General features: G+C 57.9%; 16 protein-coding genes and 1 tRNA gene. 10 read left to right on the top strand and 7 right to left on the bottom strand.

Features of this window, described 5'->3' with window-relative positions; all coding sequences use genetic code 11:
* The first annotated feature begins 57 nt into the window (after nucleotides 1–57).
* Nucleotides 58–1,242, top strand: coding sequence for a delta-9 fatty acid desaturase DesA (gene desA / locus JSY17_RS24575; RefSeq protein ID WP_117163654.1), 1,185 nt, complete (start codon nucleotides 58–60; stop codon nucleotides 1,240–1,242).
* A gap of 138 nt (nucleotides 1,243–1,380) precedes the next feature.
* On the top strand, nucleotides 1,381–2,382 hold the full coding sequence (locus JSY17_RS24580) for a GGDEF domain-containing protein (RefSeq protein WP_117182589.1): 1,002 nt from the start codon (nucleotides 1,381–1,383) through the stop codon (nucleotides 2,380–2,382).
* An 80-nt stretch (nucleotides 2,383–2,462) separates the two neighbouring features.
* On the opposite strand, the gene JSY17_RS24585 is transcribed toward JSY17_RS24580, so the two are convergent.
* The 4 genes from JSY17_RS24585 to JSY17_RS24600 form a co-directional block, all read right to left on the bottom strand.
* Entirely contained in the window at nucleotides 2,463–3,842 is a 1,380-nt protein-coding gene (locus JSY17_RS24585; protein ID WP_117182590.1) for an HDOD domain-containing protein, read from the bottom strand.
* A gap of 160 nt (nucleotides 3,843–4,002) precedes the next feature.
* The gene (gene gabT / locus JSY17_RS24590) at nucleotides 4,003–5,283 is read right to left on the bottom strand and encodes a 4-aminobutyrate--2-oxoglutarate transaminase (RefSeq protein ID WP_206403234.1); all 1,281 of its coding nucleotides are present in this window, start codon (nucleotides 5,281–5,283) and stop codon (nucleotides 4,003–4,005) included.
* A 120-nt stretch (nucleotides 5,284–5,403) separates the two neighbouring features.
* Nucleotides 5,404–6,846 (bottom strand): NADP-dependent succinate-semialdehyde dehydrogenase, encoded by a 1,443-nt coding sequence (gene gabD / locus JSY17_RS24595; RefSeq protein WP_117182592.1) that lies wholly within the window; start codon nucleotides 6,844–6,846, stop codon nucleotides 5,404–5,406.
* A gap of 242 nt (nucleotides 6,847–7,088) precedes the next feature.
* Complete coding sequence (locus JSY17_RS24600; RefSeq protein ID WP_404823385.1) at nucleotides 7,089–7,391, bottom strand: RebB family R body protein; 303 nt, start codon at nucleotides 7,389–7,391, stop codon at nucleotides 7,089–7,091.
* A gap of 171 nt (nucleotides 7,392–7,562) precedes the next feature.
* On the opposite strand from JSY17_RS24600, the gene JSY17_RS24605 reads away from it, so the two are divergent.
* From JSY17_RS24605 to JSY17_RS24625, 5 genes are all read left to right on the top strand, one after another.
* Nucleotides 7,563–7,639, top strand: a tRNA-Arg gene (locus JSY17_RS24605).
* A gap of 114 nt (nucleotides 7,640–7,753) precedes the next feature.
* Nucleotides 7,754–8,827 carry a site-specific integrase gene (locus JSY17_RS24610; RefSeq protein ID WP_206403236.1) on the top strand — a complete coding sequence of 358 codons (1,074 nt, stop codon included), beginning with the start codon at nucleotides 7,754–7,756 and terminating at the stop codon, nucleotides 8,825–8,827.
* Nucleotides 8,828–9,208: 381 nt separating this feature from the next.
* Nucleotides 9,209–11,410, top strand: a complete 2,202-nt coding sequence (locus JSY17_RS24615) for a sugar kinase (RefSeq protein ID WP_206403237.1) — start codon at nucleotides 9,209–9,211, stop codon at nucleotides 11,408–11,410.
* A 1-nt stretch (nucleotide 11,411) separates the two neighbouring features.
* A complete protein-coding gene (locus JSY17_RS24620) occupies nucleotides 11,412–13,379 on the top strand; it encodes a P-loop NTPase family protein (RefSeq protein WP_206403238.1) in 1,968 nt (655 codons plus the stop codon).
* Nucleotides 13,380–13,413: 34 nt separating this feature from the next.
* Nucleotides 13,414–14,163, top strand: coding sequence for a hypothetical protein (locus JSY17_RS24625; protein ID WP_206403239.1), 750 nt, complete (start codon nucleotides 13,414–13,416; stop codon nucleotides 14,161–14,163).
* Nucleotides 14,164–14,207: 44 nt separating this feature from the next.
* Here the strand turns inward: JSY17_RS24625 and JSY17_RS24630 are convergent, their stop codons facing one another.
* Together JSY17_RS24630 and JSY17_RS24635 are read right to left on the bottom strand one after the other, a co-directional pair.
* Nucleotides 14,208–15,089: an ImmA/IrrE family metallo-endopeptidase gene (locus JSY17_RS24630; protein ID WP_206403242.1), complete on the bottom strand. Its 882-nt coding sequence runs from the start codon at nucleotides 15,087–15,089 to the stop codon at nucleotides 14,208–14,210.
* A complete protein-coding gene (locus tag JSY17_RS24635; protein ID WP_263943172.1) occupies nucleotides 15,067–15,411 on the bottom strand; it encodes a helix-turn-helix domain-containing protein in 345 nt (114 codons plus the stop codon). Before JSY17_RS24635 ends, JSY17_RS24630 begins: the two co-directional genes overlap by 23 nt.
* 501 nt (nucleotides 15,412–15,912) lie before the next feature.
* On the opposite strand from JSY17_RS24635, the gene JSY17_RS24640 reads away from it, so the two are divergent.
* The 3 genes from JSY17_RS24640 to JSY17_RS25780 are packed head-to-tail and all read left to right on the top strand — an operon-like array spanning nucleotide 15,913 to nucleotide 18,724.
* The gene (locus tag JSY17_RS24640; protein ID WP_206403243.1) at nucleotides 15,913–16,998 is read left to right on the top strand and encodes a multiubiquitin domain-containing protein; all 1,086 of its coding nucleotides are present in this window, start codon (nucleotides 15,913–15,915) and stop codon (nucleotides 16,996–16,998) included.
* Nucleotides 16,995–18,389: a ThiF family adenylyltransferase gene (locus JSY17_RS24645; protein ID WP_206403244.1), complete on the top strand. Its 1,395-nt coding sequence runs from the start codon at nucleotides 16,995–16,997 to the stop codon at nucleotides 18,387–18,389. The genes JSY17_RS24640 and JSY17_RS24645 overlap by 4 nt, the downstream gene beginning before the upstream one ends.
* Nucleotides 18,389–18,724, top strand: a complete 336-nt coding sequence (locus JSY17_RS25780) for a DUF6527 family protein (protein WP_232849637.1) — start codon at nucleotides 18,389–18,391, stop codon at nucleotides 18,722–18,724. Before JSY17_RS24645 ends, JSY17_RS25780 begins: the two co-directional genes overlap by 1 nt.
* A 149-nt stretch (nucleotides 18,725–18,873) precedes the next feature.
* On the opposite strand, the gene JSY17_RS24650 is transcribed toward JSY17_RS25780, so the two are convergent.
* The gene (locus JSY17_RS24650; RefSeq protein ID WP_206403245.1) at nucleotides 18,874–19,014 is read right to left on the bottom strand and encodes a hypothetical protein; all 141 of its coding nucleotides are present in this window, start codon (nucleotides 19,012–19,014) and stop codon (nucleotides 18,874–18,876) included.
* Nucleotides 19,015–19,318 lie beyond the last annotated feature (304 nt).

Genomic DNA, 19,318 nt, shown 5'->3' on the forward strand with positions numbered 1-19,318 from the left:
ATAATGCGCTTGTTACTTTGTTTTTCACACGCGTCTCTACCGAGGGCCAAACAGCCTATGTGGTACAACGGTTTGCTCGACCTTTCCGTCTGGCAGTTAATAGCGGTCACACTGGTAATGACCCACGTGACCATCGTCGGCGTTACGGTTTACCTGCATCGCTACTCCGCCCACCGCTCCCTGGAACTCAACGCAGGGCTCAAACACTTCTTCCGTTTCTGGCTGTGGCTGACCACGGCACAGAACACCCGCGAGTGGACAGCCATCCACCGCAAGCACCACGCAAAATGCGAAACCGTCGATGACCCGCACAGCCCGGTCGTCAAAGGTCTTTCCACCGTTCTGCGCAAGGGTGCCGAGCTTTACCGTGCCGAAGCGCAGAATCAGGATACCCTGCGTATCTACGGCAAGAACTGCCCCGAGGACTGGATCGAGCGCAATCTGTATTCGCGCTACAAGATGCTGGGCATCGCCCTGATGGCCGTCATCGACCTGGCGCTGTTCGGTGTGCTCGGCATCACCGTATGGGCCGTGCAGATGATGTGGATTCCGTTCTGGGCCGCGGGCGTGGTCAACGGTCTGGGTCATGCCGTGGGCTATCGCAACTTCGAGTGCCGTGATGCGGCGACCAATCTGGTGCCATGGGGCATCGTGATCGGTGGCGAAGAGCTGCACAACAATCACCACACCTACCCCAACTCGGCCAAGCTGTCGGTCAAGCCCTGGGAGTTCGACATGGGCTGGGCCTGGATCAAGCTGTTCAGCGCGCTGCGTCTGGCCAAGGTCCAGCGGGTCGCGCCGATTGCCCACCGGGTCGAAGGCAAGGGTCACATGGACATGGACACCGCCATGGCGATCCTCAACAACCGCTTCCAGATCATGGCCCAGTACCGCAAGCTGGTCATCGGCCCGCTGGTTGCACAGGAACTGGCCAAGGCCGATGCCTCGGTGCGTCATCAGTTCCACCGCGCCAAACGCCTGCTTTCCCGGGAAACCAGCCTGCTGGAGGACAAGCATCACGTCCGCATCCAGGCCATGCTCGAACACAGCCATGCCTTGAAAGTGATCTACGAGAAACGCCTGGCCCTGCAACAGATCTGGCTCAAGACCAGCAGCAATGGCCATGACATGCTCACTGCCATCAAGGAGTGGGTACAGGAAGCCGAGGCCAGCGGTATCCAGTCCCTGCGCGACTTTGCAGATCAGCTGAAAACCTACTCCCTGCGCCCCGCTCACGCCTGACACCGTTGATCGGCGCGTCCCGCCCAGGGCGCGCCGATACCGGAACTTCCCCCCTGAAAATCAATCTCAATGGCGTCCCCATAATCTGTTTGGGTGGATGTTGCGGGTCTGGCCGCACGTCACTTGAGATGCCGCACGATGGAAAAGCAGACAGCAATCGCCCTACCCACGGCCACACAAATAGCCGAGATACCTGCGGCAGCAGAAACCCTGCTGGCCTTGATGCATGCCCAGGCCGAAGTGGCTCGCCTGAGCGAGCGCGAACAACTCTTCAGTTCACTGCTGGTAAGCGTCAATGCCGTACTTTGGGCGTTCGACTGGGAAACCCAGCGCATGGTCTATGTCAGCCCAGCCTACGAAAAGATATTCGGACGCTCGGCGGGCCTGCTGCTGGCTGACTTCGCGGAATGGCGCGACAGTATTTACCCCGATGACCTGAACTATGCCGAACGCAGCCTGAGCGACGTCATCGAAAAAGGCTCCATCGAAGATCGCGAATACCGGATCATCCGTGCCGATGGCGAGATTCGCTGGTTGAGCGACAAGTGTTTCGTCAGCCACCGGACCGATCCCAGCCAGCGCCTGATAGTGGTCGGCATCGCCGAAGACATCACCGAGAAAAAACACCTCGAAGATGAACTTCAGCGCCTGGCTACCACCGATGTGCTGACTCAGAGCAGCAACCGCCGCCACTTCTTCGAATGTGCCCAGCGCGAGTTCGAGCTGGCGCGGCTCAATGGCACGCCATTGGCCTTTCTGCTGCTGGATGTGGATGACTTCAAACTGGTGAATGACACTTACGGCCACCAGGAAGGCGATGTGGTGCTGCAGCGTATCGCCGAAAGCGGCCGCTCGGCGCTACGTCGCGGTGACCTGTTCGGGCGTATTGGCGGGGAAGAGTTTGCCGCCGTATTTCCTGGCTGCGCCCCCGAGATGGCCATGCAGATCGCCGAGCGCCTGCAACGTGAAATCCAGCGTCAGAGTTTTCAGTGCAACAACACGACGTTCGGCATCACCGCCAGCCAGGGCCTGACCAATCTGGGTCCGGAAGATAGCAGCCTGGAAGCGCTCTATGCACGAGCGGATGCGGCCATGTATCAGGCAAAACGCCAGGGCAAGAACCAGATCGTTCTGGTGTGAAGCCTTCGCGAATGAATTATCTCTTGTGTGTGTGGAAGGCAGCCTGCTGGCGACTGAAGCGAGTTGATTCGCGAAAAACCTCACCCCTTCGGCAATTCCTGAACACCGACGCCAGGGTCTTCCGCACTGGCCACCCCCGGGTCCACAGGCTCTGACGTAATATCCAGCAGATCGGTATCCGCTTCTTTTTCCGGCTCCGGTGCCTCAACCGCAACCGGCACCAGCAGGCTTGGGTCGGTCACGCCAGTGAGTTTCTTGCGCAGACGCTGCAAGTCCCCGACGCTCAGTTTCAACAGCTTGGCTGATTTGGTCTTGACCAGCGTCGTCACGCTTTCATGCTCACCCAGACGAGCCATCTGCCCGGCGAGGTTCATGGCCAACACTTCGCGGGTGTAGATGCCGGTGTTGTACTGATACACCGCAGCAATCAGCTCACGCAGCTCGAGCGGCAGACGCCAGCGGGTACGCAGGGCTGAACCGTAGGCAGCGGAGTATTGCTCCAGAGATTGCCTGATCACTTCTTCGTCCAGATGACCGCCTGCCAGCAACCATTCCTGCAGGCAACCCAAAACCGCCAGATCTCCCAGCGACTGCAACAACCCCGCACAGAAGCAGCGTTCGACATCCAGCTCCAGCATGCCACCCAGAATGCGCGCGTATTCGGCAGTACGTTGCGACATTGTCCAGAACTTGCTGGCCTGGACCAACAGCGCATCGTCTGTCAGCACGGCCATGCGTTTCTTGGCCAGGGCGCTCACGATACTGGCGCTCTGCACCGCGCCCAGCACACCGATGGCCAACCCCAATGTCTGGACAGGCTTGCCCAGATGCTGTGCAGCGGTATTGGCTGCCGCAATCAAGACCGCCGTAATGTGCGGGTCATTGCGTAATTCCTGCTCAAGCAAGGCAGCGTCGACGCTGCCTCCACTCTGGCTGAGCTTGAGCGCCGTAGCGACATCCACAAACAGGGGCGCACCATCGGCCACATCGCGTCTTCTTTCGAGAAACTTGGTCAGGGTCAGTCCTGGCGTCAGTGCAGGCATCTCACCCGGCACCGGCGCACGGCGCTCCAGCAACAGACCTTCAAGACGCTGACGCAGCCCTTCGGTATTCAGGGGTTTGGTCAGGTAAGCCGTAGGCGCAAGCGGCAGGACCTCCCGCACGCTGGCGCTGTCGTTACGATTGCTGAGCAGAATGAAGGGGATGGGAGGTTGACGACGCAATGCGCGGATACCACGCAGCAGACTCAAACCATCGATAACCGGCAACTCTCTGGCCGCAACCACCAGATCCGGCAGGTGTTTCTTGATCCCTTCGACGGCCTGCTTGCCGTCGCTGCACATCTCCAATTCGACGTCAGCCCGCACGCTCAGCACCAGATCGCTGAGGGTTTCGCGAACCCACGGATCCGACTCAGCAATCAATACGCGAGGCATCGCAGTCAAATCTACAGCAGTCATCAGAACTCTCCGACATCGATTCGCTCACCTTAGCCAAAGCCTTCGTCCGGATATATAGCTACAAGCGAGAAATCCTGCCCTCAAGACGAAAAAACCCTGCCGAGGCAGGGTTTTTTCTGTCTGTCTGGTCACAAATCATTCAATCTGCAACCATATTTTCTCAGGCAATCTCTGCGAAGCATTCTTCCAGAATCGCCAGACCTTTGTTCAGCAACTCATCATCGGCCGTCAAGGGCACCAAGACACGCAGGACGTTGCCATAAGTGCCACACGACAACAGGATCAGTCCCTTGTCACGAGCCTTGGCCACAACCTGAGCGACAGCGGCGGCGTTTGGCTTGTGACTGTCGCCGTCTTCGAAAAGCTCTACAGCGATCATCGCGCCCAGAGCACGGACTTCGCCAATGACAGGGTATTTGGCCTGGATGGCTTTCAGACCGGAGACCAGATGCTCGCCCACTGTCTTGCAGCGTTCCAGCAGTTTTTCTTCTTCAAACACTTCCAGAACAGCCAGCGCCGCAGCGCAAGCCACCGGACTACCCGCGTAAGTGCCGCCCAGACCGCCCGGAGCAATGGCATCCATGTACTCAGCCTTGCCGCAGACGCCCGCCAGCGGGAAACCACCTGCAATGGACTTGGCAAAGGTGGTCAGATCGGCAGCAACGCCCATCTGCTCCATGGCAAAGAAAGTACCGGTACGGCCTGCGCCGGTCTGCACTTCGTCAGCGATCAACAGAATGCCATGCTTGTCGCACAGCTCGCGCAGACGCAGCATGAACGCCTTCGGCGCCACATAGAATCCACCTTCGCCCTGCACAGGCTCGATGATGATGGCGGCAATATCCTTGGGCTCTGCGTCGTTCTTGAAGATGCGCTCAATGCTGGCGATGGAGTCATCAACGCTCACGCCATGCAGCTCGCACGGGTAAAGGGCGCGGAAGATACCACCCGGCATAAGCCCCATGCCGGCCGAGTAAGGCACAACCTTACCGGTCAGGCCCAGGGTCATCATGGTACGACCGTGGTAAGCACCGGTGAACGCAATCACGCCGGCACGGCCAGTCGCTGCGCGAGCAATCTTGACGGCGTTTTCCACGGCTTCGGAACCGGTGGTCACCAGCAGGGTTTTCTTGGCGAAATCACCAGGAACCCGTGCGTTGATTTTTTCGCACAGCTCCACATACGGCTCGTAAGCCAGTACCTGGAAACAGGTGTGAGACAGCTTGGTCAGTTGCTCTTGCACAGCCGCGATGATTTTCGGATGCAAGTGACCGGTGTTCAGAACCGCGATACCACCGGCGAAGTCGATGAACTCACGACCTTCGACGTCGGTAACGGTGGCGTTCTTCGCCGATGCGGCAAAGATCGGGTGGATCTGACCAACACCACGTGGAACGGCGTTCTGGCGGCGCTGCATCAGGGATTCGTTTGTATTGCTCATGTATTCCTCATTCGCCGCTCATCGGTCGGCGTAGTTCAAGGATTAAGCAGCCGGGGTAGATTGCAGCAGCATACGATGATCGACTGCTGCAACGCCCGGCTACCGGTCAAGCCCGCAGCGTCAAACGCTCAGGCACAGGTATTTGATTTCCAGGTAGTCTTCGATGCCGTACTTGGAGCCTTCGCGGCCCAGACCCGAAGACTTGATGCCACCGAACGGAGCCAGCTCGTTGGAGATCAGGCCGGTGTTGATCCCCACCATGCCGTACTCCAGCGCTTCGGCCACACGGAACACGCGGCTCATGTTCTGAGCATAGAAGTAAGAAGCCAGGCCGAACTCGGTATCGTTGGCCATTGCAATCACGTCGGCCTCGTCCTTGAAACGGAACAGCGGTGCCAGCGGGCCGAAGGTTTCCTCCTTGGCCACAGCAGCATCCTTGGGCACATCGACCAGAATGGTCGGTTCGAAGAAAGTGCCTTCCAGACTATTGCCGCCGAACAGCACTTTCGCGCCTTTGCCGACAGCATCAGCAATGTGCTCCTTGACCTTGGCAACGGCCTTGTCGTCGATCAGCGGCCCGGTGGTAATGCCTTCTTCCAGACCGTTGCCGATCTTGAGCTTGGCAACTGCGGCCTGCAACTTCTCGGCGAACGCATCGTAGACCGCGTCCTGCACATAGATACGGTTGGCGCAGACACAGGTCTGGCCGTTGTTGCGGTATTTGGAGATGATCGCGCCATCGACCGCCTTGTCCAGATCAGCATCGTCGAACACGATGAAAGGCGCGTTACCGCCCAGCTCCAGCGATACTTTCTTGATGTCCTGCGCGCATTCGGCCATCAACTGGCGACCGATTTCGGTCGAGCCGGTAAAGGACAGCTTGCGCACGATCGGGTTGCCGGTCAGTTCGCTGCCGATATCGCCAGCGCTGCCCGTCACCACGCTGAACACGCCAGCCGGAATACCCGCACGCTCAGCCAACTCAGCCAGAGCCAAGGCAGAATAAGGGGTCTGCGAGGCAGGCTTGAGCACCATGGTGCAACCGGCGGCCAGTGCCGGGCCGGCCTTGCGGGTGATCATCGCCGCCGGGAAGTTCCACGGCGTAATGGCTGCGGTTACACCAATCGGCTGCTTGAGCACGATCAGGCGCTTGTCCGGCTGATGGCCCGGAATCACGTCGCCATAGACACGCTTGGCTTCTTCGGCAAACCACTCGATGAAGGACGCCGCGTAAGCAATCTCGCCCTTGGCTTCGGCCAGCGGCTTGCCTTGCTCCAGCGTCATCAGGCGGCCCAAGTCATCCTGATTCTCGATCATCAGTTCGAACCAGCGGCGCAGCTTGTTGCCACGTTCCTTGGCGGTCAGGGCACGCCAGGCCGGCAGCGCCTTGTCGGCAGCCTCGATGGCACGACGGGTTTCGGCAGCCCCCATCTTTGGCACGGTACCGAGGATTTCATTGGTTGCCGGGTTGTTGACCTTGATCGTCTGACCACCGTCCGCATCCAGCCACTGGCCGTTGATATAGGCTTGCTGGCGGAACAGTTTGGAATCTTTGAGCTGCATGTCGGCCTCCTAAACAGCACCGCACAAGGGCGGAGCGAACAATTGAATATCGATGTGCTTCATTTGGAAGCCATCGCCGGGAAAACATTCCATCGGCCCCAGCGATGCACATCGCGGAAAAACGGGAAGACCGAACAAGAGCGTTTGAAATCTCAAACGAATCCTAGGGACTGCCGGGATAAAGGACAATAGCCTGTTCAAAAAAAAGAACAGGCCGACAACAGAAAGATGAACGCCCCTGCCTATTGGTAGCTCTTGAGTACCGTCAGCAGGCTTGCAAGGTTGTCTGGCACCCCGGACTTGGCAGCGCCAGTGGTATCGACGTTGTAGATCTGCATGATGCCCTGATTGGCAGCAGCCTGAGACAGCGTGTTCTGTTGCTGCTGCGCGGACACGGCGTTCTGAAAAAGAATCGCCGATGCCTGGGACATGGACTGATACAGAGTACTCATGGCCATGGGCGGAGACTCGCCCAGCACCTTGACGTTGGCCTGGGTGACCGCATCGGTAATCTGCGGGTTGACGATTGAGTCGGGCATGGACATCTCCTGGGAAACCGCTGCCACATCTGAAACCTTCACCACCTGGCGCAGATGCCAAGGGTCGCCCAAGGAGCATAGATGTGAAACCACAGAAGCAAAAGTCGCGATTTCCCGCCAGAAGCTAAAGCCAGCATGGACGCCCGCCCATCAGATGAGTATCATGGCGCCCGCGTTGCACTCGTAGCTCAGCTGGATAGAGTACTGCCCTCCGAAGGCAGGGGTCGTGGGTTCGAATCCCGCCGGGTGCGCCATCTTCTTCTCCTTGTATTACAAGGGGTTAGCGTTTATGACAGAAACCTGTCCTAGTCCTGAAAGTCGTTTTTGCCACAAATTTGCCACACTCAAGTGTGGTGAGGATGGTCGAAATGGCAACAATCAGGAATCGCGGCGAGTATCAGTGGGAAGCGCAAATTCGCCGTAAGGGCTATCCAGCCCAGCGCAAAACCTTCGAAACCAAAGCCGACGCCCAAGCCTGGGCACGCATGATCGAAAGCGAAATCGACCGAGGCATCTTCGTCTCTCGGGTCGAGGCTGAACGTACCACCTTTCATCAACTCATCGATCGCTACATCTCCGAGATTGCTCCGAAGCACAAAGGCGCGTATTCGGAAATTAAACGCCTGGAAGCACTCAAGCGTCATCCGCTGGCTACACGCATCGTCGCCACCCTCACCTCTTCAGATTTTGCCCGCTACCGTGATGAGCGCCTGAAGATCCGCAAGGGCAACACCGTGAAGCGCGAGCTTGCGTTGTTCCAGTGCGTGATTGAGGTCGCACGCCGCGAGTGGGGTATTCATCTTGCGGAGAACCCGGTGCGGATGGTCAGCCGTCCTAGCTATAACGACGAACGCTCGCGGCGGCTCGATCCGGTTGAAGAGCAATACATCCTCAGCGCGTTGGAGCTTTGCGAACGTCGTACGGACGGGACTTATGCCGATGCCTCTCACAATCCTTGGATACGGCCCATCGTCCAGTTAGCGATCGAGACAGCCATGCGCCGTGGCGAGATTTTCGAGCTGCGCTGGAAGCATGTGAACCTGGACCGCCGGACCGCACATTTACCGGCGACCAAGAATGGATTACCGAGGACAATTCCGCTCTCACCGAACGCCATCCAACTGTTGAGAGGACTACCGCGCTCCCTGTGCGGCCGGGTGTTCCCAACCACCGCTAATGCTCTCAAGAAGGCGTTTGTCCGAGGTCTGGAGCGTGCGCGGGCAAAATACTTGGCTGACTGCGACCAAGCGCACGTAACGCCTCAGGAGGACTTCCTGCTGGATCTGCGCTTTCACGATCTGCGGCATGAGGCGACATGCAGGCTTGCGACCAAGCTGCCAAACCTGATCGAGCTGGCTAGCGTGACTGGGCATCGAGAGGTAAACATGCTCAAGCGGTACTACAACATCACTGCGGAGGAGTTGGCGGCGAAGCTGGCGTAATAGGTGGGCCCTAAAGCGAAGTGCTCTATGGGTCTGCAGAACGCGATGGGCTGCAGCGAGCATGATCCGTACCCGTAGCTCAAGGGTTTGCTGATGCAGTTGTCGACTCTGAAGGCCAGAGGGATTGGGTGACTGCTGCCTCATCGGTAGATGCCGGACCAGCCTGCACAAGGCCTATTCCCCTCCCGCTTACTTTTGGGCCCTGTAATGCTCAAGTATCTATATAGGGGGCCGATAGGGACTGGCATCTACGCCCTGATGCCGCTGCGCGGCAGTGCCATTCCAAGCACCTTCAGTTGTATCGCCTAGGCGGCCACTGGCCGGCACTTGTGTCGAAGCTCGCATGCTGCGGCACCTTGATGATCGAACGAGGAAACCACAGTGACCCTGCAGTCCCCGGAAGCCCTACTTGAACACCTGAACAATGCCCTGCGCCATCTACGTGGCGCCTGCACTGTCTTGGACAGTGAAGACATCGATAGCAAGCTGTTGGCCGTGATGCGCCGTTTGTTGCTGGCCCAGGTATTGGGCGATACCTGGGTGGTGGCGGTGGGCGGCTCTCAAGGAGCGGGCAAAACTACACTGATGGCCAGCCTGTACGGCTTGCTCGATGCCGAGCAAAAGTGGCTTGAGGGTAATGAGGGGCGTGGAGAGAAAATGCCCGTGCTGATTCTCGAACAAGACGGCCTGAAGCAGGTGCAAGGCTTCGTGCGCCGCCTGGTGAAAAATGAGAGCGCAGCGGGCTTCACGTTGCAGGATGTGCAGGTTGAGGTCGCCGACTTTCAAAAGGCGTTCACTGACCCTAAAGCTGAGGACATGCTGCCGGTGTTGCGGGTGCCGCGGCGCTATTTCAAACGTCCAAACCAGGCTTGGCTGCTGCTGCCCGGCTATGAGCGACAGGACCGTGAAAACCGCGCCTGGCAAGAGCTGATGCGCCAGGCGATGATCGCCGCCGGCGGCTGCATTGTGGTCACTGACGAAACCCGCATGGCCAACCAACAGCAGGTCGAGATCGTCAAAGACATGCTGGCAGGCGAACTGGCCGGTGTGCCCCCCTACGTGGTGGTTACCAAAACAGAGGCCAGTCAGGGCGACGACGCCAAGCGCCAGCAATTGCGCAACAGTGCACAAACCACGTTTCAAGTGGCGCCAGAGCGTGCCGAGACGCACATCATCCTCACCGGCACGGACGACCCCAAGTACGTTGAGCAGTGGCTGCCGCAGCTTGAGCAGGCGTTGTATGGCCTCAACTTCACCGGACAGGCTGACCGCCATCTGCAGATGAGCGACTTGTCCGAGTTGCTGGGCAAAGACCTTACGCGCGTGCTCGGCTTGATCAGTGGCAAGGCGCAGCTGTACTTCAACTATGACGCAAGCTCCGATGGTGCGCGGGTTTTGGAGGAAGTACTGGGCGAGTTCGACGATGCAGCGCAGGTGCTGCGTGAGGATCACCTCAAGCAGGTCAATCAAGTGGTGGGCCATGCGCTGGACCGTGCCAGCAAAAGCCTCGACAAAGCCCTCAAGAACGACCATGAAGGTTTTCAAAATTGGTTATCGAACGTATTCGACACCACCAGCGAAACCAGAATGAAAATGAAGGCGGTGGTCACCAGCGCCTGGGCTGAGGGCGCTGCGCCGCTGTTCACCGAGTATTCGGGGGAGTTAGAAAAACTGACGGCCAAGCGCTTGGGCAGAGAGGCCACAGTACCTGCCGCGGGGGCCGCAAAGCCGTTACTGGCGGCAGCGCCGTCACGTGCGCTCAAGCAGGTAGGCTATATGCACAGCTCCGGGGAAATGGTGCGTTTTACCGCGCTGACCGCTGACGCCACCCACGATGTTAGACAACTGCTGAGTGATCCTGTGCAGGATGGCAAGGTCGTCTCTCAGCCGTTCAGCAAGGCGCTGAGCAAAAGTGTGAAGCTGATCCCGGCGCTTTCGCTGGAATACACCCGCTTGGTTTATGCGTTACCCGAGGTGGTGGGGCTCAAGGATGGCTTAGTGCCGGCCGACGCTGTACCAGCTGGCAATCTGGTCGAGGACGGCGTGCAAAGCCTGGGTGCAGGCGTTGAATTGGGTAAAACCGCGATCAAGTCCTTGGCAGCAGTGATGGCGGTGGATGTGGCCAGCGATGGCAAGGCCGGCATTCTCAACACCCTGCTTGGCAATACTCAGATCACCAGTGCTGACCCCAGCGCCACATTGCCGATGGTGCCTCCTTCGCCGCACCCGGCGGCGATTGCGGCGACTGCCGTCGTTGCCGCGGCGTACCTGACCACGGTTGCAGTGACGCGGCTACGTTCATTCGAGAAAGCCGCCAGCGCGCAGGCGCACACCATGTTGCATGGTGTCCACGATGCCCATGTCGAGCACCTACGTGTGCAGTTCGATGAGACTATGGCGGTGGCCCGGGCGCGCATCGTCGACTCGATACGTGCACGCTACAAGATGGACGAAGCCTTGATGCTCAAGGATCGCCTGGCATGCGCGCTGACCACGGTGAAGTCACTGGCCGGCGACCTGCGCCATGACCTCGATGCCTCGGCCACCGGCCTAAACGGGCTAGCGACTGGGCGCGGTGTTTGAGGTGGCGCCTGAGCACGCGCGTAACCTGGCCGTGGCGCACTGGCAGGGCTTGAGAGTAGAGCATCCGCAGTGGGCCCTGCGCGCTTACGCCCGGCTGGTAAGCACCCTTAGCCCGCAGGTGCAGCAGCGCTTGCAGGTCAAGGAGGCTGAGGCGGAGCCTTACGTGGTGGTGTTCGGCAAAACCCAGGTTGGCAAAACCACGCTGCTGCTCGATCTCATGGGGGTTGCCCCGGCGCAGATGGCCAGGGTGTCGACAGTGTTGCGCGGTGGCCGCGAGGCCGGCCAGTCGGCGACGGCCACTACCATGGAGTATTGCCGATCTGCCAGCGAACTGTGGGGCCTGGGGTGCAAGGGCGAGCCTAAATGGTTTGCCGGTGATCAAGCCATGGCTGAGGCGTTGGGCGGTTTGCGTGTGCGCATGGAGGCCGGCCAGTTGCACACAGGCACTGCGCCCTGGGTAGTGCACGTCCCACGGGGCTGTTTTGTGGACGGCGCTAAAGGCCCAGGTGTGCGCATGCTCGATCTGCCTGGAGACAAGCCGTCCAATGAGCAAGAGCAGCGGCACGTGCACCTGATGGCCAAAACCTACTTGCCGTTCGCGGACTTGATTCTGCTGGTGGGGCGCGGTGATGACTTGAGCTTTTTGCGTGCCGGCGAGCTTGCGCTGCCTGGTATCGAAGACTGGCAGGCCATGCCTTACCGGTTTCGGATCGTGACCACTTACTCGTACTTTGCCAAATCGGCGAAAGACTTTCTGCGCGAACACCCCGATGCCGACACGGTACAGGTACGCCAACGACTGTTAAACGAAGCACAACGTTTCGGCGCATTCAGCGAGGCAGCGCGGCAGGAGCGATTGTTCTTCCCGCTTGAATTCGGTAATAGCTGGCAGAACACTGCCAAGGATGACCCTCTGCTGCACGCGCGCATGGCGCCCATCATTACTGGCCTGCGCGATGAGCTACTGGCACAGATCTGCAGCAACACGACGCCCATGGGGCGCATGCTCGGCACGCTTCAGGCGCACGTTAGCGTGCGCTACATTCAGCAGCAGAAAACCTACGCGGTTGAGCACGCGCTAAACGAGCTGGCTACTCGCCGGGGCGTGTCGGAAACCGAGGTAAAGAGCTGGTCATCACTGAGCCAAACCTCTACAGCGCATTTTGAGACGATACGCGAGGTTATGGGCGCTCAGCCGTACCAGAAGGGCATTGTGGCCATTGACGTAGCGGCCAAGGCTTTGCAGGACGACCCTGAAGAGCGCTACTGGCCTAAAGCCGGTGGTGTGGAGGACGACCGTGAAACCCTTTACACGTTGATCAGGGACTACCGTCGGGTACTGACAACCCTGCGCTTGGAGGTTTCACCTGACAGCATCCCCCTCAGCTTTTGGCGGCAGGTGCGCAAACAGTTCAACGAGCCGCCCACGCGCGCCATCGATAGCGCGCTGGAGGCTGCTTTTGGGTGGGTGCGCGGCGTACTCAGCGATTATTGGTTCGACACTTACCTGTCGTCCGACAATTACCAGAAGGACCGCGGGCGCGTGCGTGAGGCTGGCGCCAACGCTTTGGAGCTGTTGGTCGACCTGTGGAAAAACCAGTGGCTCGAAGCCCTCGTGGGTACCGAGCGGGCATTTATTGAAGCCGCCAGGGTCGCCCAGGCCCAGGCCGCTGCGCACAAACAGGAAGCGGAGCACGCGCTGCAACGCCACCGCTTGATTACCCAGGCGATCGACGAAAATGCCACAGAACTTGAACGTATTGCCCAGGATTCCAAGGACGACCTTGAGCGCTGCGAACGCTATGTCGGGCTTTTGAAAGAGGAGTACGGCACTGAGCTTTGCCATCGCTACACCAAAGCGCTGGCTGAGGTTGAGCCGGTCGATGCGTTGATGGGGTTGTTGTCTTGCGTTGCGCTGCGCCTTCAGTACGCTGAGTTCATGCAGGTGTGCGAACCCGCGACAGCCTGAGCCCGTCAACTTTCACTGTTTTAGAGTACCCATCGTGAGCAACCAAGCCCAGGAAAAAGAAAATAGCCTCGCCGAGCTGATGGCGAGGATCTTAAAAGAGCCGCTCAAACCGCTGGACGAGTCGGTCAAAGGCTTGAAGGACGAATTGGCCGACATCAAAGACGAGATCGAGCACACCAAGAACTCCGTCGTCAGCGGTGTTGTCGAGGTGCTGAACAAGCACGAGCGTAGCGCCAAAAACCGGGACGAAGATATGCTGGAGGCCCTTCGCACCAGCATCTCTGAACAAGCGCAGGCGCTGGCTGCTATGCCTGGGCACGTGGGCGAAGCGCTGGCGGGCAGCGTAACAAGCCTGCCCGAGCAGCTTCACAAGCAGCAGGCCAGCCTAGCCGGCATGTTGGCAGAGTGGCAAACCCATGCGAGCGCCACTCATACCGAGCAGGCCGCGAGCATAAACACCGCCGTGGCCGGTATTAGCCAGCGCCTTGAGCAGCAGCAAAAAGGCGCCCAGGCTGCGCAGCTTGCACTGCTCGGGGCTCTTAAGGGCGCTGCCGAACACTCACAATCGGCCATGGCCAAAACCCAACAAGACGGCCAAACGCTGCGCGAGCTGTTTGCCGCTGGCCAGGCTGAGGTGCTTGGCGCCTTGAGCGAGCAGGCCCAGGTGTTCAATACCCGGCTCGATCAGAGCCAGGCCAAGATACGTCAGCTAACCATCATTATCGGGGTGTTTTTCGTCTCGATGCTGGCGTACGTAGTGTATGACGTGTTGGGCCGGGTCTAGCGGAGCGCTTCCTGTCCCGAACTTTGATCAGAAGGCTAGTCTCATCAAAATGTCGGCTCTCCTGTAAGGGGAGCTAGTAAATCCTCTTCGTCATCCGTACCGATATCTCGCGAGGGCAGCATCAATATTCCCAAGGTGTAGCCGTAGCCGTCCCCTTCTACCACAAATGTTTGCTCGATAATTTCCAGCCCCTCAGGCTCTTTTGGGAACCAAGCTTGCGCGTCAATTCGCCCTTTGTCTCCCGATACTGATCGAGGTGAGCGTGTGAGTACTGATGCTTCTGGGACTTCGATAAGCTGCTGCGAAGTAGCTAAAAAGGCTCCGCTTTTGAATGCCCGATCGTTCGAAGATGACCAATCGAGGAACCCATCCTTGGCGGCGAGGACTACGACCCGCCCAGGAGCAATCTCCCGCCATTTTAGGGCCGCTGCAGTGAGAGACACATCGTACCGATCTGCACAATGCCGCAGCAAATCCATTGAGAGCTCGTGACCGGCGACCTGGTTCCGAAAGTCGTCAGCAGGCATCAGGAGATAGGAGGCGAACACGTCTGCCTCCGTTTCGATTTTCTTCCCTAGTGCATCCCAGGTGTGCATGTCCTTCGGGTCGCATTGGAAATCTTGCTGCAGCTCACGATGCAGAATGTAGTGAGCGAACTCATGAGCGATGGTGAAATTTATCCGCCCAGAAGACGCCACGTCCTCGTTGACCCCAATGATCCACTTATCGCCCTTTGGACTCCTTTTGAGCATTCCTTCGAAGGTAGCGATAGGTACCGGCTTGACAGCAGATATGGGGGCTTGGGGGCATACAGCTTTCGAATACTCAAGAGCAACCTCCCTGACCTTGATCGGGAATTGGTCGAATCCAGCGGCGCGCAAAACCTTCGTGATTTTGTTGGCTTCACTCTTTGGGTTTTTCTCCATCGTCGTCCTCCCACCAAGCATCCACGATTTTCCGAAGACGTTTTTTATCACTTTCTTCGAGAGCCTGATATTTCCTGAAAAAAGCGCTGTCGGTTTCCTCTCCTGGAGATATCTCTGTCGCGCTCCCGAGTAGCGTCTCAGGTGTGAGATTCAGAGCAAGCGCGATCTTGTTCACCTTGTCCACTGATGGGTTAGGTTTGTCTCGGTTCTCGAGCTCCCACAGGTAGCTCTTGCTGGAGTCTGTTAGCTCCGCTAAGCGCTCCAGAGACATTCCGAGCTCTCGCCTCCTGGCGCCGATTGTCATTCCAAGGCTTGATGCCACCGTATTCACCTCTCAAGTCGTTCGGTGAGTGTACCACTGTACCGAACGAAAAAAACCCTATTGACAGGGTGGCCTGATCGGGCGCACAGTGAAGTCGTCGTTCGGTGGCCTGATATGCCAACGTTCGGTGAGGAGGGATGTAGAGCTTGAGAATATTGCTGGAATGGGCTCTACGCCTAGGCAGTCTGCGGCATACATTGGTCAGCTTGGCCGTATGACAATGAGAATAGGCTTAACGTCCAGGTGAGCGGAAACGCTACGACGGAAGGGGAGTTAAGGGGGAAGGAGGGACTAGCGAAGAAAGAATTCAACCGAACATCGAGTCGGAGGTGCTGGGAAACGCAACTGCAATTGCGCCCCAGCGAGTGCATGAAGAATGCAAGCACAGATTCAGTATCTTCATGCGCCATTGGGTAGTCAAGGCTACCCGTTGCTCTGACGCGCACACGAAACCCGTCAGAACACCTAATCACGCCTCAGAAAAGGCGTGTGGAGATACTTATGAACGAAGTCACTCAGGGTCACATTTTCATCGCCGGTTTGGATCTCGAGTTCAAACCGGTTCCCATCAACGACGAGACACCAATCGGTACACAGATTGCCCGTGCCGGCGGCTTTCTTCCCGATCAGATGCCTACGATTCTCCAGGCACTTCCATCCGGAGCATTCGAAGATATCCGCCCGGATGAGCTCGTGAACTTGGCGGCAACGTCGCGCCGCTTCATCGTCGTCGAGTCCGACCGCTCCTATTTCTTTGCGGTCGATGGTCAGCGCTTCGATTGGCCATGCAAGATCATCAATGGTCAAACAATCCGGAAGCTTGCACAGGTTGCTGAGAAAATGCGCCTGGTGCAGCAGCTGGAAGAAGAAGCTGATCGCGACATCGCAGACGCTGACGTCATCAATCTGGGTGAGGAGGGCATTGAGCGCTTTGTCATTCGTAAGCCGATCTGGAAGCTCAAGATCCAAGGTCGTACCCTGGAGTTCGACAAGCCACAGGTTACTGTACGGGAAGCCGCTTTGCGCGCTGGTCTGGATGTCTCCCTGGATTGGAAGATTACCCTCACAGCTGCGGGGCATCATTCCGAACTGCCCGGCTTGGACGCGATCGTTGACCTCAGCGCACCGGGCATCGAGAAGCTGCGGTTCACTCCTAAGGATGTGGGGAACGGTGAAGTCGCAACGGCGCCCCGTCGTGTTTTCAACTTGCTGCCAGCTGACATGCAATACCTTGACCAACTTGGTTTGCGCTGGGAAACCTGCATCGGGACAGATGGCCTGCGCTATTTGGTGATCCACGACTATGAACTGCCGGCGGGCTATAACCGCCAGCATGTCCAGCTGGCGATTCAAGTACTGGCAGGTTACCCGGTCGAGCCGTTAGACAGCTTCTACTTGTACCCCCATGTGTCGCTGGCCACAGGTGTGCTCCCTCCCAATGTGCAGCTGACGGCTCAAATCGACGGTTTGGGTTTCCAGGGGTGGTCACGCCACCGGACAACTGTCCCGTGGAATCCCCACGCCGATAACGTCATTTCGCAACTGGCTCTGGTCGAAGGCTGCCTTCACAAGGAGGTCGGTCAATGAAAACTGGGGCGACGCTCGTGATGACCGAAGCCCTGCACTACGTACTCCGGGAACACCTGTTCCCGGGGGACGGTTTAGAGGCAGCGGCCATCCTTATCTGCACGCGATACGAAGGTGAGCGCACCAAGTTACTCGCGAAGTCTATAATCCCGGTACCCCACGGAGCATGCGTCAGGGAGAAGGATTTTCTGAACTGGCCTGGCGAGTACCTTGATCTTGCGATAGCGCAAAGTGAGGAAACGCAATCTTCAATCATGCTTGTCCATTCTCACCCTGGCGGCTTCCTGGGCTTTTCAGAACTGGATGATGAAAGTGATCAAATCACCATGCGATCACTCTACGCTGGGGTTGAGGTCATCCACGGTTCAGGGGTTATGATCCCTGACGGCAGGGTGGTGGCCCGCACGTACGATGATTCGCAATGCTCTACCAATGTACGGTTGGTCTCAGTAATCGGCGATGACATACGGTTGTATTTCGACGGAGTTGAAGGCCATGCAGTTCTGGAGGGTAGGTCTGGAACGCCGATGGCGTTTACTTCCGAAATGACTCAGGCGCTGGCGAAGCTGAGCGTGGCCGTCATCGGCGTCTCTGGCACGGGCTCAGTTGTGGCCGAGCAGGTTACCCGTTTAGGCTTTGGCGAGGTCATCTTGATTGACCATGACCGTGTTGAGGAGCGCAACCTCAACCGGATACTCAACAGCACCCTGGAGGACGCGACGTCTTCGGCAACCAAGGTGGGAATGTTTGCGAGCTCCATCGAGCGAGTGCGCGGTAAAGGAGTAGCCCGCCCGATAGCAAAATCCATCGGGACTCGCGAGGCTGTACTAGCGGCAGCTGATGCGGACATTCTCTTCTGCTGTGTCGACACGCGATATGCAAGGATGATCGCTGATCGAATCGCTAGTCGTTTCCTCATCCCTCTCTTCGATGTTGGGGTGCTCATTCCTACGATGAAGGATGAGTCGGGAGTGATGATCGCGGGAGTTTATGGCCGTGTAGATTATGTGCAGCCTGGTGGATCATCTCTTGCCGATCGTGAGGTCTATACTGGTGAGTCGCTTCGTGCCGAGAGTCTTCTGGCTGCGAATCCGGAGGCCTATCAGCAGCAGATTGCGCATGGATACATTCGAGGATTCCATGAGGAAGCTCCCGCTGTGATTTCCCTGAACATGCTGGCGGCATCCTCATGCGTAATGGAATTTTTGGCCAGAGCATTTCCGATGCGTGAAGAGCCAAACGGCAACTACGCGCGAACCTTGATCAAGTTCAGAGAGGCAGAGCAGGAGTTTACTGCCGAAAAGGACTTTCCAAAGACCCCAGATCCAGGGCTTGCGCTTGGCGCTGCAGAGCCGCTTCTCGGGATCGCTGATCTGGCAGGTAATGTGTGATGCTCAAGGGCTTGAAGAAAGCGGTTTACCGCTGGTTAGATGGCCTGCTCCCTGCTCGAAAATTGGAGGTCGTGCAAGGTGATGTCTTGCCAAGCCGGCTGCCTTTTCGATCTCTAATCCTCGTGAAGGATGGCACGGAAGACTGGTGCGTTGGGTTCAAATGTCCATGCGGTTGTGGCCGGACAATTGAGCTTTCACTGCCGCCGGAAGTAACGACAAGGTGGACATATAGTATCGATTCCCTCGGACGACCAACTTTGCATCCATCTGTATGGCTTAAAAATGGTTGTGAGTCGCACTTCTGGCTGCGAAATGGCAAGGTTACTTGGGTATGAAACCCTCACCAGTAGGTTCAGTCCCACCTAAAGCAGAGCCTGGTCGTAGTACCAGGCTTTCCTAAAAGCCCGTTAAAAAACTGTCCTAGCTGATCGCTCCGCCACAGGCAAAAACTGACCTCTCAGATCAAATGAGAGATATCCAGATGTCAGTAGATTACGAAACCATCCAAAAAATACAGAAGCTCGGCGACGACGTTCTCGTGGATGTTGCAGAGGTCGCCGCATTGACCGGGTTCAGCGTACTCACCGTACGCCAACGGAAGCTGCCCGGCCTTGAGCCCGTTCATGGGTTATCCCGACTTAGGTGGAGGCTAGGAGACCTCAGGATCTGGATGCGTACTGGAGATACGAGCACCCCGCATCAGCCGCCAGCAGAGCTTGTGCTTTCAAAGCCGAAGCGCACGGGCCGGCCTACGAAAAAAGCACAAGTGGAGGCGCGGCAATGATCGATGCTTCGATCCAGCTCCTATTTTTGTCTACCGCGGAGCAATAATCATGGGCAGACAGAGAACCATCGTAAGCGTCCGGCGAACTCACCTTGCGTAAGTCAGGCCGGCATCCACTGATGCGGCAGTAACTGCCCGATCTCAC

It is taken from the genome of Pseudomonas capsici (assembly GCF_017165765.1).
Classification (GTDB): domain Bacteria; phylum Pseudomonadota; class Gammaproteobacteria; order Pseudomonadales; family Pseudomonadaceae; genus Aquipseudomonas; species Aquipseudomonas capsici.

Excerpts from the sequence above, each read along its gene's own strand:
- desA (WP_117163654.1), top strand. The coding sequence starts at position 58 with ATGTGGTACAACGGTTTGCTCGACCTTTCCGTCTGGCAGTTAATAGCG.
- JSY17_RS24580 (WP_117182589.1), top strand. The coding sequence starts at position 1,381 with ATGGAAAAGCAGACAGCAATCGCCCTACCCACGGCCACACAAATAGCC.
- JSY17_RS24585 (WP_117182590.1), bottom strand. The coding sequence starts at position 3,842 with ATGACTGCTGTAGATTTGACTGCGATGCCTCGCGTATTGATTGCTGAG.
- gabT (WP_206403234.1), bottom strand. The coding sequence starts at position 5,283 with ATGAGCAATACAAACGAATCCCTGATGCAGCGCCGCCAGAACGCCGTT.
- gabD (WP_117182592.1), bottom strand. The coding sequence starts at position 6,846 with ATGCAGCTCAAAGATTCCAAACTGTTCCGCCAGCAAGCCTATATCAAC.
- JSY17_RS24600 (WP_404823385.1), bottom strand. The coding sequence starts at position 7,391 with ATGTCCATGCCCGACTCAATCGTCAACCCGCAGATTACCGATGCGGTC.
- JSY17_RS24610 (WP_206403236.1), top strand. The coding sequence starts at position 7,754 with ATGGCAACAATCAGGAATCGCGGCGAGTATCAGTGGGAAGCGCAAATT.
- JSY17_RS24630 (WP_206403242.1), bottom strand. The coding sequence starts at position 15,089 with ATGGAGAAAAACCCAAAGAGTGAAGCCAACAAAATCACGAAGGTTTTG.
- JSY17_RS24640 (WP_206403243.1), top strand. The coding sequence starts at position 15,913 with ATGAACGAAGTCACTCAGGGTCACATTTTCATCGCCGGTTTGGATCTC.
- JSY17_RS24645 (WP_206403244.1), top strand. The coding sequence starts at position 16,995 with ATGAAAACTGGGGCGACGCTCGTGATGACCGAAGCCCTGCACTACGTA.
- JSY17_RS25780 (WP_232849637.1), top strand. The coding sequence starts at position 18,389 with ATGCTCAAGGGCTTGAAGAAAGCGGTTTACCGCTGGTTAGATGGCCTG.
- JSY17_RS24650 (WP_206403245.1), bottom strand. The coding sequence starts at position 19,014 with ATGAACGGGCTCAAGGCCGGGCAGCTTCCGTTGGCGTACGGTGAGTAC.